The sequence below is a fragment of the Escherichia sp. E2562 genome (assembly GCF_005781075.1).
Classification (GTDB): domain Bacteria; phylum Pseudomonadota; class Gammaproteobacteria; order Enterobacterales; family Enterobacteriaceae; genus Escherichia.
This window is the reverse complement of the sequence record NZ_VATM01000010.1, coordinates 25,192-37,669: the sequence shown is the minus strand read 5'-3', so window position 1 is coordinate 37,669 and position 12,478 is coordinate 25,192. Positions and strand designations below refer to the sequence as shown.

Genomic DNA, 12,478 nt, shown 5'->3' with positions numbered 1-12,478 from the left:
GAGGGACACCAGAAGTTGGCGATTTTATCACAATACTTTTGTTGTCGTGCTTTCACCTGAGAATCACTTTGCGAGGCGCTTTCCAGGATTGAAAACTGGCCGTCGATTTAACCAAACGACTATGACAGGATGCGCCCTCCACAAAGGAGGTGAAGGTGAAAAGCAATGTAGAATTGTTGATGCCACGCGAAAAAATGCTGAAGTTGGGCATTGGCGCGTTAACGGATGTTGAACTGCTGGCGTTATTTCTGCGTACGGGTACGCGCGGTAAGGATGTGTTAACCCTGGCGAAAGAGATGCTGGAGAATTTTGGGTCGCTTTACGGCTTGTTATCCTCTGAATATGAACAATTTAGTGGCGTTCATGGAATTGGTGTGGCGAAATTCGCCCAGTTAAAGGGAGTTGCGGAACTGGCGCGGCGTTACTACAACGTGCGGATGCGCGAAGAAAGCCCGTTGCTCAGCCCAGAGATGACGAGGGAGTTTTTACAAAGCCAACTTACGGGAGAGGAACGAGAGATCTTTATGGTGATCTTTCTCGATTCCCAACACCGGGTCCTTACTCACAGCCGACTCTTTTCCGGCACGTTAAATCATGTGGAAGTCCATCCACGAGAAATTATTCGTGAAGCGATAAAAATAAACGCCTCGGCGCTGATCCTTGCCCATAATCACCCTTCTGGTTGTGCTGAACCCAGTAAAGCGGATAAACTCATTACCGAACGGATAATAAAAAGTTGTCAGTTCATGGATTTACGCGTGCTCGACCATATCGTGATTGGGCGTGGAGAATATGTTTCTTTTGCCGAACGCGGCTGGATTTAATCCGCTATGCGCGATCCTTCGGGATCTTTGTCTGTTCGGGACTTGAGCACATCGCCGAGTCAGCGTATACTACGCCACCTTTGAGAATCTCGGGTTTGGCATTTGGGCCTGGCAATCGAGAGTTCACATAGAACTGCGATGACCGGGCTGTAAAGCCTGACGAGGCGCCAATACCCCATACGAAGCTCGAGCTAATTTGATTTTTGGAGAATAGACATGTCCCGAGTCTGCCAAGTTACTGGCAAGCGTCCGGTGACCGGTAACAACCGTTCCCACGCACTGAACGCGACTAAACGCCGTTTCCTGCCGAACCTGCACTCTCACCGTTTCTGGGTTGAGAGCGAGAAGCGTTTTGTCACCCTGCGCGTATCTGCTAAAGGTATGCGTGTAATCGATAAAAAAGGCATCGATACAGTTCTGGCTGAACTGCGTGCCCGTGGCGAAAAGTACTAAGTACTTAGAGGAAATAAATCATGGCTAAAGGTATTCGTGAGAAAATCAAGCTGGTTTCTTCTGCTGGTACTGGTCACTTCTATACCACTACGAAGAACAAACGTACTAAGCCGGAAAAACTGGAACTGAAAAAATTCGATCCAGTTGTTCGCCAGCACGTGATCTACAAAGAAGCGAAAATCAAATAATTCTCGCTTTGATGTAACGAAAAACCTCGCTACGGCGGGGTTTTTTGTTATCTGCCTGCCCCCATATTGACTGCATCTGTTCATTCCTGGAGATGCTATGCCTGAATTACCCGAAGTTGAAACCAGCCGTCGCGGCATAGAACCGCATCTCGTTGGTGCAACCATTCTTCATGCGGTGGTGCGCAACGAACGCTTGCGCTGGCCGGTTTCGGAAGAGATCTACCGTTTAAGCGACCAACCAGTGCTAAGTGTGCAGCGCCGTGCTAAATATCTGCTGCTGGAGCTGCCTGAGGGCTGGATTATCATTCATCTGGGCATGTCTGGCAGTTTGCGCATACTTACGGAAGACCTTCCCCCTGAAAAGCATGACCATGTTGATTTGGTGATGAGCAACGGTAAAGTGCTGCGCTACACCGACCCGCGCCGCTTTGGCGCCTGGCTGTGGGCCAAAGAGCTGGAAGGCCACAATGTGCTGGCACATCTTGGGCCAGAGCCGCTTAGCGATGATTTCAATGGCGAATACTTGCATCAGAAGTGCGCGAAGAAAAAGACGGCGATTAAGCCCTGGCTGATGGATAACAAGCTGGTGGTAGGCGTAGGGAATATCTATGCCAGCGAATCTCTGTTTGCGGCGGGGATCCATCCGGATCGGCTGGCGTCATCACTGTCGCTGGCAGAGTGTGAATTGTTAGCTCGGGTGATGAAAGCGGTGTTGCTGCGCTCGATTGAGCAGGGCGGCACGACGCTGAAAGATTTTCTGCAAAGTGATGGTAAACCGGGCTATTTCGCGCAGGAATTGCAGGTTTACGGGCGAAAAGGTGAGCAGTGTCGGGTGTGCGGTACACCGATTGTGGCGTCTAAACATGCGCAGCGGGCAACGTTTTATTGCAAGCACTGCCAGAAATAATTGATGCTTGCCGGATGGCATACCATCCGGCATAAACGCTACGCTAACTTCGCCATCAGCGCCTGATGGACATTCTCCGGCAGGAAATGGGTGACATCGCCCTGATGGCGCGCCACCTCTTTCACCAACGATGAAGAGATAAACGACCACTCTTTCGACGGCATCAGAAACACACTTTCCAGTTCTGGCATTAAGTGGCGATTCATATGCGCCAGCTGCATTTCATATTCAAAATCTGCCACCGCACGCAGTCCACGAATCAGCACCGTAGCGTGTTGATTGCGGGCGAAGTTTGCCATCAAATCGCTAAATCCGACCACTTCAACGTTTCCCAGATGCGCAGTTGCCTGTTGTGCCAGCGCCACACGCTCTTCCAGAGTAAACATCGGTTTTTTACTGGGGCTGGCGGCAATTGCCAGAATAACGTGATCGAACATCTGCGTGGCGCGCGTCACGATATCGATATGACCATTGGTAATGGGATCGAAAGTACCCGGATAAATCGCCCGTTTTTGCATAACAACCTCAATGCGTTTTCGGTGGCAGGTAAGGTTCCAGCAGTTGAAGCAGACGCTGTAGCGCGCCCTGGTTTTGATACAGCACTTCAACGGCATGACGGCCATAGAAACTACGGTAATCGGCGTCGGTGAGTAAAGAGGAAACCTCTTTCGCCAGCGACGTGGCATCGGTGACTGTAATCAGCCCGCTTGCCTGCTCCAGCCGCGCGCAAATGTCTTTAAAGTTAAAGGTATGCGGCCCCATCAACACCGGGATAGCGTGTGCGGCGGCCTCCAGCGGATTATGCCCACCGCGTTCAACCAGTGAACCGCCAACAAACGCGAGATCGGCAATACCGTACAGCAACATCAGTTCGCCCATCGTATCGCCAACCACAACCTGCGTGCTGGTGGAGGGGACTTCCCCTGAGGAGCGTGTGATATAGCTTAGTCCAGCCTGGCGGACAAGGTTAATCGCATCTGGGAAGCGTTCCGGATGACGGGGTACCAGGATGAGCAATAAATTCGGGAACTGTTGTAACAGCGCCTGATGGGCGGCAATCACTACGCTCTCTTCGCCATCATGAGTGCTGGTGGCAATCCATACCGGACGATGCGGCGCCCACTGGCGGCGCAGTGTTACTGCTTTAGCGGCCAACTGTGGCGTCACTGAAATATCGAATTTCAGGCTACCGGTAACGGTCACCTGATTATTTTTTGCACCCAGTGTCACAAAGCGCGCAGCATCTTCTTCATTTTGCGCAGCAATCAGCGTAATACGGCGGAGCAAGCGACGAACAAATTTACCCAGTTTGGCGTAACCTGCGGCAGAGCGTGCAGAGAGTCGCGCATTAGCGATAACCAGTGGAATTTTACGTTTATGTAGCGCCGCAATCAGGTTAGGCCATAGTTCGGTTTCCATAATCAACACCAGTTTTGGGTCGACTTTATTCAGGAAACGGTTGAGCGCATCGGGCAGATCGTAAGGCAGATAGACGTGCTGAACATCTTTTCCAAAAGCCGATTGTACGCGCTCCGAACCAGTCGGCGTCATAGTCGTGACTGTGATTGGTAAATCAGGATAGCGATGACGCAGCGCGCGCACCAACGGGATTGCCGCCAGGGTTTCACCGACGGAGACGGAGTGCAGCATAATGCCGCCTGGTGTTAGCGGATGGCGGTAAAAACCGTAACGTTCACCCCAGCGTTTTCGATAGGCCGGAGCCTTACGTCCGCGCACCCAGAGCCGTATCCAGATTAGCGGCTGAATAAGGTAGAGAAGGGCGGTGTAAAGCAATTCGAGCATAATAAATAGCTGACTTATGGATGTGCTGGGGATTCTATGTATTTAACGGTGGCTTTACCATTACTTTTCCCGTTTTTGACTTAAATAGCTTCAGTTTGGTCTGATCTGCCGCTACATCTTCATTTTTTTTGTATTTTTATGCGAATCATTGAAACTCGGCCCCATTTTCAACTCTACATTGGCCGTACCGACATTATCGACATGCTATTTTTTATCTGTTTGATTTCTATGATTAAAACATATTTCGTGTATAAAAATCATTCGGGTCGGATTGCTGCGAAAGAAATGATACACTAGCACGTCAAGTAAGTGCGTTATCAGTATTCAGGTAGCTGTTGAGCCTGGGGCGGTAGCGTGCTTTTTTTCTGCTTAACTTAATCAGACAATCACACAAAAGAGTCGCTAGTGGAAAAGCCATTTCGAAAAATTCTGGTCATAAAGATGCGATATCATGGAGATATGTTATTAACTACTCCTGTCATCAGTACGCTCAAGCAGAATTATCCTGATGCAAAAATCGATATGCTGCTTTATCAGGATACCATCCCTATTTTGTCTGAAAACCCGGAAATTAATGCGCTCTACGGGATAAGCAATAAAGGTGCGGGAACATTCGATAAAATTAAAAATGTGCTTTCGTTGATAAAAACTCTGCGTGCGAATAATTATGACCTGGTCATTAATCTTACGGATCAGTGGATGGTGGCGCTGCTGGTACGTTTTTTACCCGCACGGATGAAAATATCGCAACTTTATGGTCATCGGCAGCATGGCATTTGGAAAAAAAGCTTCACCCACTTAGCGCCAATACACGGCACACATATTGTTGAGCGTAATTTATCGGTCCTTGAGCCATTAGGTATTACCGATTTCTACACCGACACAACAATGAGTTACGCCGAAGATTGCTGGAAGAAGATGCGCCAGGAGTTAGATGCCCTGGGCGTAAAAGATCATTATGTTGTCATCCAACCGACAGCGCGTCAGATATTTAAGTGCTGGGATAACGATAAATTTTCTAAGGTTATCGATGCGCTGCAACAGCGAGGGTATCAGGTTGTCCTGACCTGTGGGCCTTCGGCAGATGATCTCGCTTGTGTAGATGAGATTGCACGAGGTTGCGAAACAAAACCCATTACTGGCCTTGCAGGTAAAACACGTTTTCCTGAACTAGGCGCGTTAATTGATCATGCAGTGCTTTTTATTGGTGTGGATTCTGCGCCGGGGCATATTGCGGCGGCGGTGAAGACGCCAGTTATTAGTCTATTTGGGGCCACTGATCATGTATTCTGGCGCCCATGGACTGAGAATATTATTCAATTCTGGGCGGGGAATTATCAGAAAATGCCGACCCGGCATGAACTTGACCGCAACAAAAAATATCTTTCTGTTATTCCAGCGGAAGATGTGATCGCCGCTACGGAAAAGCTGTTGCCAGAAGATGCCCCATCAGCTGACAGGAATACACAATTATGATCGTGGCGTTTTGTTTATATAAATATTTTCCATTTGGTGGGCTTCAACGTGACTTTATGCGCATTGCATCAACAGTTGCCGCACGGGGCCACCATGTTCGAGTCTATACGCAGTCATGGGAAGGTGATTGCCCAAAAGCATTTGAGCTTATTCAGGTGCCAGTTAAGTCCCATACCAACCATAGACGCAATGCAGAATATTATGCCTGGGTACAAAATCATCTCAAAGAGCATCCCGCTGATCGCGTTGTTGGGTTTAATAAGATGCCAGGTCTGGATGTTTATTTTGCCGCTGATGTTTGTTACGCCGAGAAAGTTGCGCAAGAAAAAGGTTTTTTATATCGTTTAACATCACGATATCGCCATTATGCCGCATTTGAGCGAGCGACTTTCGAGCAGGGTAAATCGACGAAACTTATGATGCTGACCGATAAGCAAATCGCCGATTTCCAGAAGCATTATCAAACTGAATCTGAACGTTTTCAAATTCTTCCTCCCGGTATTTATCCGGACAGAAAATACAGCGAGCAAATCCCAAACAGTCGTGAAATTTATCGGCAGAAAAATGGCATAAAAGAGCAACAAAACTTATTACTGCAGGTTGGATCAGATTTTGGTCGTAAAGGTGTTGATCGCTCAATTGAAGCTTTGGCATCGTTACCGGAATCATTACGTCACAATACGCTTTTATTTGTTGTTGGTCAGGATAAACCGCGGAAATTTGAAGCGTTGGCAGAAAAACTCGGCGTGCGGAGCAATGTGCATTTCTTCTCCGGTCGCAATGATGTGTCAGAATTAATGGCAGCTGCTGATTTATTACTGCATCCCGCTTATCAGGAAGCCGCGGGTATCGTTCTTCTTGAAGCGATCACTGCTGGATTACCTGTTTTAACAACTGCAGTATGTGGGTATGCGCATTATATTGCAGATGCCAATTGTGGAACGGTCATTGCTGAACCTTTCTCCCAGGAACAATTAAATGAGGTTTTACGTAAAGCGTTAACTCAGTCTCCATTACGAATGGCCTGGGCGGAGAATGCTCGCCATTATGCCGATACTCAGGATTTGTATAGCCTGCCAGAGAAAGCCGCAGATATCATTACAGGTGGTTTAGATGGTTGAATTAAAAGAGCCGCTTGCCACACTTTGGCGTGGTAAAGATGTTTTTGCAGAAGTCAAAGAACTGAACGGCGAGGTCTTTCGTGAACTCGAGACGCGTCGCACATTACGCTTTGAGCTGTCCGGGAAAAGCTATTTTCTTAAATGGCACAAGGGGACGACATTAAAAGAGATTGTAAAAAATCTACTCTCATTACGGATGCCCGTTTTGGGCGCAGACAGAGAGTGGCACGCTATTCATCGCCTGAGTGATGTTGGCGTTGATACAATGAAGGGCATTGGGTTTGGTGAGAAAGGTTTAAACCCATTAACCCGTACATCATTTATTATTACCGAAGATCTCACTCCCTCGATTAGCCTTGAAGATTATTGTGCTGATTGGGCAGTCAACCCGCCTGATATACGTGTAAAGCGTATGCTGATTACACGAGTGGCAACCATGGTGCGTAAAATGCACGCCGCAGGGATAAATCACCGTGACTGCTACATTTGCCACTTTTTACTTCATTTGCCATTTACTGGCCGGGAAGATGAATTAAAAATTTCGGTTATCGATCTGCATCGGGCACAGATACGTGCAAAAGTACCGCGTCGTTGGCGCGATAAAGACCTGATTGGTTTGTATTTCTCATCAATGAATATTGGGCTGACGCAGAGAGATATCTGGCGATTTATGAAGGTTTATTTTGGGATGCCTTTACGAAAGATATTATCTCTTGAACGGAATTTATTGAACATGGCAAGTGTTAAGGCCGAGCATATTAAAGAGCGAACACAACGCAAAGGATTATAAAAATATTTATCAGTATGTACTGGAACTAACTTCATTATGACTATTTATTTTATAAACTGGATTGCAGATTATGAATTAAGAATGATCCAGTACCTGAAAAAAAAGTACAAGATAAAAAATATAACAACACCAAAAAAATACAACTGGGTTAATAAGAAAATTTCGAAATTAGGGATGGATAATGCATGGCTGGGGCGATTATTCATCAAGCATTACCTCAATGATATCAGAAAAGATGACATAATTATCTTTAATGACAGTGTTATTAATAAAGGTATCAATAAACAAATATTAAAAAACATTAACTGTCATAAAGTTTTGCTTCTAAGAAATACTGTCAGCGAAGATTTTATTTTTGATAACACTAATTATTTTGATATTATCTATGATTTTGAGCATAGATTTATAGGGAATGAAAAGACCAAGGCAATAGAACAATTTTTTCCTATAGGAATGGATGAAATTAGAAATTATAGTTTATCTGACAAAAATAACAGTCAGCCAATATGTTTTTTTCTTGGGCGTGATAAAGGACGTCTTCAAATAATTAATGAATTAGCCGATAGATTAGCAACACTAGGATGTAAGTTAGATTTTAATGTTGTCAAAGATAAAACATCATCTCCGACTTCAAAGTATTTGATTGAAGAACAAATACCGTATGAAGAGAATATTAGAAGAACATTAAATGCTAATATAATTGTTGATATAACTAAAGAAAACCAATCTGGCTGGACTCTTCGTATACTTGAGGCACTATTTTTCAATAAAAAATTAATTACTAATAATATAAATATACTTGGTTCAGAAATCTATAGTGAGTCTCGCTTTTTTATAATAGGTCATGATGATTGGGATAAGTTAGAGTATTTTATTAACTCATCTGTTAAACCAATGGATTATGATAGCTTATATAAATTCAGCCCTGATAAAATGATGTCAACAATTGTTTCTGATTTTATAGAAAAATAAAATCATTAAAATAGTGAGCTTTACTCAATTAATGAGAATTTCAATGAAAATAGCATTTATCGGCGAAGCTGTTTCTGGATTTGGCGGCATGGAAACAGTCATTCGTGATGTTATTACTACCTTCAGGCAACAACATATCCAAAGTGAAATGTTTTTCTTTTGTCGTAATGACAAAATGGATAAGGGATGGCTGGAAGGTATTAAATACTCATGTTCATTTTCCAATATTCGTTTAGGTTTTTTGCGTCGGGCGAAACATATTCATGCTCTAAGTAAATGGCTTCAGGAGTACCAACCAGATATCGTTATTTGTATTGACGTTATCTCGTGTTTGTATGCGGGCAAAGCACGTAAAAAATCAGGAATTGATGTGCCAGTATTTTCATGGCCGCATTTTTCTTTAGATCACAAAAAACATGCTGAATATATCACCTGTGCCGATTATCATTTAGCAATCAGCTCTGGCATTAAACAGCAAATGATTAATCGGGGTGTAGCAGAATCGACGATAAATGTTATTTTTAATCCAGTCGAAGCTAAAGACACAGTCATTCCTGCGCCTGAGGAAGGCGAAACGGCAACGTTCATTTATGTTGGGCGTATGAAATTCGAGGGCCAGAAGCGGGTTAAAGACCTCCTTGATGGCTTATCACAAGCGCAAGGTAACTGGAAACTCCATGTATTGGGTGATGGTTCCGATTTCGAACAATGCCAAGCTTATAGTAGAGAACTAAATATTGATGATCGAATTGTCTGGTATGGTTGGCAACAACATCCTTGGGAATTGGTCCAGCAAGATATTAAAAAGGTGAGTGCGTTATTGCTCACGTCATCTTTTGAAGGTTTCCCAATGACCCTACTTGAAGCCTTGTCATGGGGAATTCCTTGTATCAGTGCCGATTGTGTCTCCGGGCCTGCTGACATTATTCAACCTGATGTCAATGGTCATCTGTATCAACCGGGAGATATTGCTGGTTTTGTAACGCTTCTAAATAAATATATAGCAGGTGAAATTCATATCGAACATGAAAAAATTCCTGCGTCGATCGATAAGTTTTACCAATTGAAGTATTACGATAGATTACATGAAATAATTATTTCTGCTATTTCCCGGAGGAAATAATGCAGCAGGTGTTTTTCCAGGAAACTGAGTTTCTTAATTCAGTTATTGATTATAATCATAAAGTAGAAACAGAAAATCTTTGTTTGGACATCGCTTATGGGACTGACAAAAATTTTCTATTTGGTTGCGGAATTTCGATTGCTTCAATATTAAAGTGTAATGAAGGAAGTCGATTGTGTTTCCATATTTTTACTGACTATTTTGGTGATGATGATCGTAAGTATTTTGATGCCCTGGCGCTGCAGTATAAAACCAGAATTAAAATATATCTGATTAATGCTGATCGACTCCGCTCATTGCCTAGCACTAAGAACTGGACTCATGCAATATATTTTCGCTTTGTTATTGCAGATTACTTTATTAATAAGGCGTCTAAAGTCCTTTATCTGGATGCAGATATCATTTGTCAGGGGACTATTGAGCCACTAATTAATTTCTCATTTCCTGACAATAAAGTCGCAATGGTTGTTACAGAAGGGCAAGCTGACTGGTGGGAAAAACGCGCCCATTCGTTAGGTGTTGCGGGAATTGCTAAAGGTTACTTTAACTCCGGTTTTTTATTGATTAATACTGACCAATGGGCGGCTCAGCAGGTTTCTGCACGAGCCATTGCAATGCTAAATGATCCAGAAATAGTCAAAAAAATAACACATCCTGATCAGGATGTATTAAATATGTTGCTGGCAGACAGACTTATTTTTGCTGATATAAAATATAACACCCAGTTTAGCTTAAACTATCAACTCAAAGAAAGTTTTACAAACCCAGTAACCAACGATACTATTTTTATCCACTATATCGGTCCAACCAAGCCCTGGCATGATTGGGCCTGGGATTATCCTGTATCACAAGCCTTTATGGAGGCAAAAAATGCTTCGCCATGGAAGAGCACGGCGTTGCTGAAACCGAACAATAGCAATCAATTAAGATATAGCGCAAAACATATGCTTAAAAAGCATAGATATCTAAAAGGATTTAGCAATTATCTTTTTTATTTTATTGAAAAGATAAAGCATTAAAACTGGGAAACTATAAAGTAATGATATAAGGGTAGCATTGTGGACTCATTTCCTGCCATAGAGATAGATAAAGTTAAAGCCTGGGATTATCGGCTAGTTAATATAAATACTTCTGAATGTTTAAATGTTGCCTATGGTGTCGATGCTAATTATCTTGATGGTGTAGGTGTTTCCATCACATCAATTGTCCTAAACAATCGACATATTAATCTTGATTTTTATATTATTGCTGACGTTTATAATGATGGTTTTTTTCAAAAAGTCGCAAAGCTTGCAGAGCAATACCAATTAAGAATCACGCTATATAGAATTAACACTGATAAGCTCCAGTGCTTGCCTTGTACACAGGTCTGGTCAAGAGCAATGTACTTCCGTTTATTTGCATTTCAATTATTGGGTTTAACGCTTGATCGTTTGCTTTATCTTGATGCAGATGTTGTTTGTAAAGGCGATATTAGCCAACTATTGTATCTGGATTTAAACGGAGCGGTTGCTGCTGTTGTTAAAGATGTTGAGCCAATGCAGGAAAAGGCGGTATCCAGGTTGTCCGATCCTGAATTACTTGGGCAGTACTTTAATTCCGGCGTCGTTTATTTAGACTTAAAAAAATGGGCTGACGCAAAACTAACAGAAAAAGCGTTGTCTATTCTTATGAGTAAAGATAATGTTTATAAATACCCTGATCAGGATGTTATGAATATCTTACTGAAAGGGATGACAATATTTTTGCCTCGTGAGTACAATACAATTTATACAATTAAAAGTGAATTAAAAGACAAAAAACATCAAAACTATAAAAAGCTGATTACAGAAAGCACTCTGCTTATTCATTATACAGGTGCAACTAAACCGTGGCACAAATGGGCAATTTATCCATCGGTAAAATACTATAAAATAGCTTTAGAAAATTCACCATGGAAAGATGACTCTCCACGAGATGCAAAATCAATTATTGAATTTAAAAAAAGATATAAACACCTTTTAGTGCAGCATAATTATATCTCAGGAATTATAGCAGGAGTCTGTTATCTTTGCCGAAAATATTACCGTAAATAACATTTAACTGGGTTATTATGATTCAGAAGAGCAAGATCAAAGACTTGGTTGTTTTTACCGATGAAAACAATTCAAAGTATCTCAATGTATTAAATGACTTCTTGTCTTATAATATAAATATCATCAAGGTTTTTCGTTCTATTGATGATACAAAAGTTATGCTTATTGATACCGATTACGGTAAATTGATTCTTAAGGTTTTTTCTCCGAAAGTTAAGCGTAACGAACGTTTCTTTAAGTCTCTGTTAAAAGGTGATTATTACGAACGCCTTTTTGAGCAAACCCAAAAAGTACGAAATGAAGGGTTAAATACACTCAATGACTTTTATTTATTGGCTGAACGCAAAACCTTACGATTTGTCCATACTTATATCATGATCATCGAGTATATTGATGGCATAGAGTTGTGTGATATGCCCGATATTGATGATGTGCTAAAAAATAAAATTCAGCAATCAATTAATTCCTTACATCAACATGGCATGGTTTCTGGCGACCCCCATCGTGGTAACTTCATTATAAAAAATGGTGAGGTTCGAATTATTGATCTCTCCGGAAAACGTGCTTCAGCGCAGCGTAAAGCGAAAGATCGTATTGACTTAGAGCGTCATTACGGTATTAAAAATGAGATTAAAGATCTAGGCTATTATCTTTTAGTATATCGTAAAAAAATGCGCAATTTTATGCGGCGTTTGAAAGGGAAACCAGCGCGCTAAAATAGAAATATCCACAATTACGTGTCTTCA

At 42.6% G+C, this 12,478-nt stretch carries 14 protein-coding genes; 12 read left to right on the top strand and 2 right to left on the bottom strand.

Features of this window, described 5'->3' with window-relative positions:
- The first annotated feature begins 155 nt into the window (after nt 1-155).
- The 4 genes from radC to mutM all read left to right on the top strand — a co-directional run bounded on the left by radC (nt 156) and on the right by mutM (nt 2,372).
- Nucleotides 156-824, top strand: coding sequence for a DNA repair protein RadC (radC, locus tag FEK43_RS15260; protein WP_130215158.1), 669 nt, complete (start codon nt 156-158; stop codon nt 822-824).
- A gap of 216 nt (nt 825-1,040) precedes the next feature.
- Entirely contained in the window at nt 1,041-1,277 is a 237-nt protein-coding gene (gene rpmB / locus FEK43_RS15255; protein ID WP_000091955.1) for a 50S ribosomal protein L28, read from the top strand.
- Between the two features lie 20 nt (nt 1,278-1,297).
- Nucleotides 1,298-1,465 carry a 50S ribosomal protein L33 gene (rpmG, locus tag FEK43_RS15250; RefSeq protein WP_001051798.1) on the top strand — a complete coding sequence of 56 codons (168 nt, stop codon included), beginning with the start codon at nt 1,298-1,300 and terminating at the stop codon, nt 1,463-1,465.
- A gap of 97 nt (nt 1,466-1,562) precedes the next feature.
- Nucleotides 1,563-2,372, top strand: a complete 810-nt coding sequence (gene mutM, locus FEK43_RS15245; protein ID WP_135408501.1) for a bifunctional DNA-formamidopyrimidine glycosylase/DNA-(apurinic or apyrimidinic site) lyase — start codon at nt 1,563-1,565, stop codon at nt 2,370-2,372.
- A gap of 38 nt (nt 2,373-2,410) precedes the next feature.
- Here mutM and coaD read toward each other — a convergent pair whose 3' ends face one another.
- Nucleotides 2,411-2,890, bottom strand: coding sequence for a pantetheine-phosphate adenylyltransferase (gene coaD, locus FEK43_RS15240; protein ID WP_001171866.1), 480 nt, complete (start codon nt 2,888-2,890; stop codon nt 2,411-2,413).
- A gap of 7 nt (nt 2,891-2,897) precedes the next feature.
- On the bottom strand, nt 2,898-4,175 hold the full coding sequence (waaA, locus tag FEK43_RS15235) for a lipid IV(A) 3-deoxy-D-manno-octulosonic acid transferase (protein WP_130206723.1): 1,278 nt from the start codon (nt 4,173-4,175) through the stop codon (nt 2,898-2,900).
- 405 nt (nt 4,176-4,580) lie between these two features.
- On the opposite strand from waaA, the gene rfaQ reads away from it, so the two are divergent.
- From rfaQ to rfaY, 8 genes are read left to right on the top strand one after another with little or no spacing between them, the layout of a single operon-like run.
- Nucleotides 4,581-5,651, top strand: coding sequence for a lipopolysaccharide core heptosyltransferase RfaQ (gene rfaQ / locus FEK43_RS15230; RefSeq protein WP_130206721.1), 1,071 nt, complete (start codon nt 4,581-4,583; stop codon nt 5,649-5,651).
- Nucleotides 5,648-6,772, top strand: coding sequence for a lipopolysaccharide glucosyltransferase I (rfaG, locus tag FEK43_RS15225; RefSeq protein WP_135408503.1), 1,125 nt, complete (start codon nt 5,648-5,650; stop codon nt 6,770-6,772). Before rfaQ ends, rfaG begins: the two co-directional genes overlap by 4 nt.
- Complete coding sequence (gene rfaP / locus FEK43_RS15220) at nt 6,765-7,562, top strand: lipopolysaccharide core heptose(I) kinase RfaP (protein WP_138158615.1); 798 nt, start codon at nt 6,765-6,767, stop codon at nt 7,560-7,562. Before rfaG ends, rfaP begins: the two co-directional genes overlap by 8 nt.
- A gap of 36 nt (nt 7,563-7,598) precedes the next feature.
- A complete protein-coding gene (gene rfaS, locus FEK43_RS15215) occupies nt 7,599-8,534 on the top strand; it encodes an LPS core biosynthesis protein RfaS (protein WP_138158613.1) in 936 nt (311 codons plus the stop codon).
- A gap of 43 nt (nt 8,535-8,577) precedes the next feature.
- Nucleotides 8,578-9,657 carry a lipopolysaccharide 1,6-galactosyltransferase gene (gene waaB / locus FEK43_RS15210; RefSeq protein WP_135408507.1) on the top strand — a complete coding sequence of 360 codons (1,080 nt, stop codon included), beginning with the start codon at nt 8,578-8,580 and terminating at the stop codon, nt 9,655-9,657.
- A complete protein-coding gene (gene waaO, locus FEK43_RS15205; protein ID WP_138158611.1) occupies nt 9,657-10,676 on the top strand; it encodes a lipopolysaccharide 3-alpha-galactosyltransferase in 1,020 nt (339 codons plus the stop codon). The genes waaB and waaO overlap by 1 nt, the downstream gene beginning before the upstream one ends.
- A 39-nt stretch (nt 10,677-10,715) precedes the next feature.
- Nucleotides 10,716-11,732, top strand: coding sequence for a lipopolysaccharide 1,2-glucosyltransferase RfaJ (gene rfaJ / locus FEK43_RS15200; protein WP_135408509.1), 1,017 nt, complete (start codon nt 10,716-10,718; stop codon nt 11,730-11,732).
- A 17-nt stretch (nt 11,733-11,749) separates the two neighbouring features.
- The gene (gene rfaY / locus FEK43_RS15195) at nt 11,750-12,448 is read left to right on the top strand and encodes a lipopolysaccharide core heptose(II) kinase RfaY (RefSeq protein ID WP_130206705.1); all 699 of its coding nucleotides are present in this window, start codon (nt 11,750-11,752) and stop codon (nt 12,446-12,448) included.
- The last annotated feature ends 30 nt before the right edge of the window (nt 12,449-12,478 follow it).

Excerpts from the sequence above, each read along its gene's own strand:
- waaA (WP_130206723.1), bottom strand. The coding sequence starts at position 4,175 with ATGCTCGAATTGCTTTACACCGCCCTTCTCTACCTTATTCAGCCGCTA.
- rpmG (WP_001051798.1), top strand. The coding sequence starts at position 1,298 with ATGGCTAAAGGTATTCGTGAGAAAATCAAGCTGGTTTCTTCTGCTGGT.
- rfaP (WP_138158615.1), top strand. The coding sequence starts at position 6,765 with ATGGTTGAATTAAAAGAGCCGCTTGCCACACTTTGGCGTGGTAAAGAT.
- waaB (WP_135408507.1), top strand. The coding sequence starts at position 8,578 with ATGAAAATAGCATTTATCGGCGAAGCTGTTTCTGGATTTGGCGGCATG.
- rpmB (WP_000091955.1), top strand. The coding sequence starts at position 1,041 with ATGTCCCGAGTCTGCCAAGTTACTGGCAAGCGTCCGGTGACCGGTAAC.
- mutM (WP_135408501.1), top strand. The coding sequence starts at position 1,563 with ATGCCTGAATTACCCGAAGTTGAAACCAGCCGTCGCGGCATAGAACCG.
- rfaY (WP_130206705.1), top strand. The coding sequence starts at position 11,750 with ATGATTCAGAAGAGCAAGATCAAAGACTTGGTTGTTTTTACCGATGAA.
- coaD (WP_001171866.1), bottom strand. The coding sequence starts at position 2,890 with ATGCAAAAACGGGCGATTTATCCGGGTACTTTCGATCCCATTACCAAT.
- rfaG (WP_135408503.1), top strand. The coding sequence starts at position 5,648 with ATGATCGTGGCGTTTTGTTTATATAAATATTTTCCATTTGGTGGGCTT.
- waaO (WP_138158611.1), top strand. The coding sequence starts at position 9,657 with ATGCAGCAGGTGTTTTTCCAGGAAACTGAGTTTCTTAATTCAGTTATT.
- rfaS (WP_138158613.1), top strand. The coding sequence starts at position 7,599 with ATGACTATTTATTTTATAAACTGGATTGCAGATTATGAATTAAGAATG.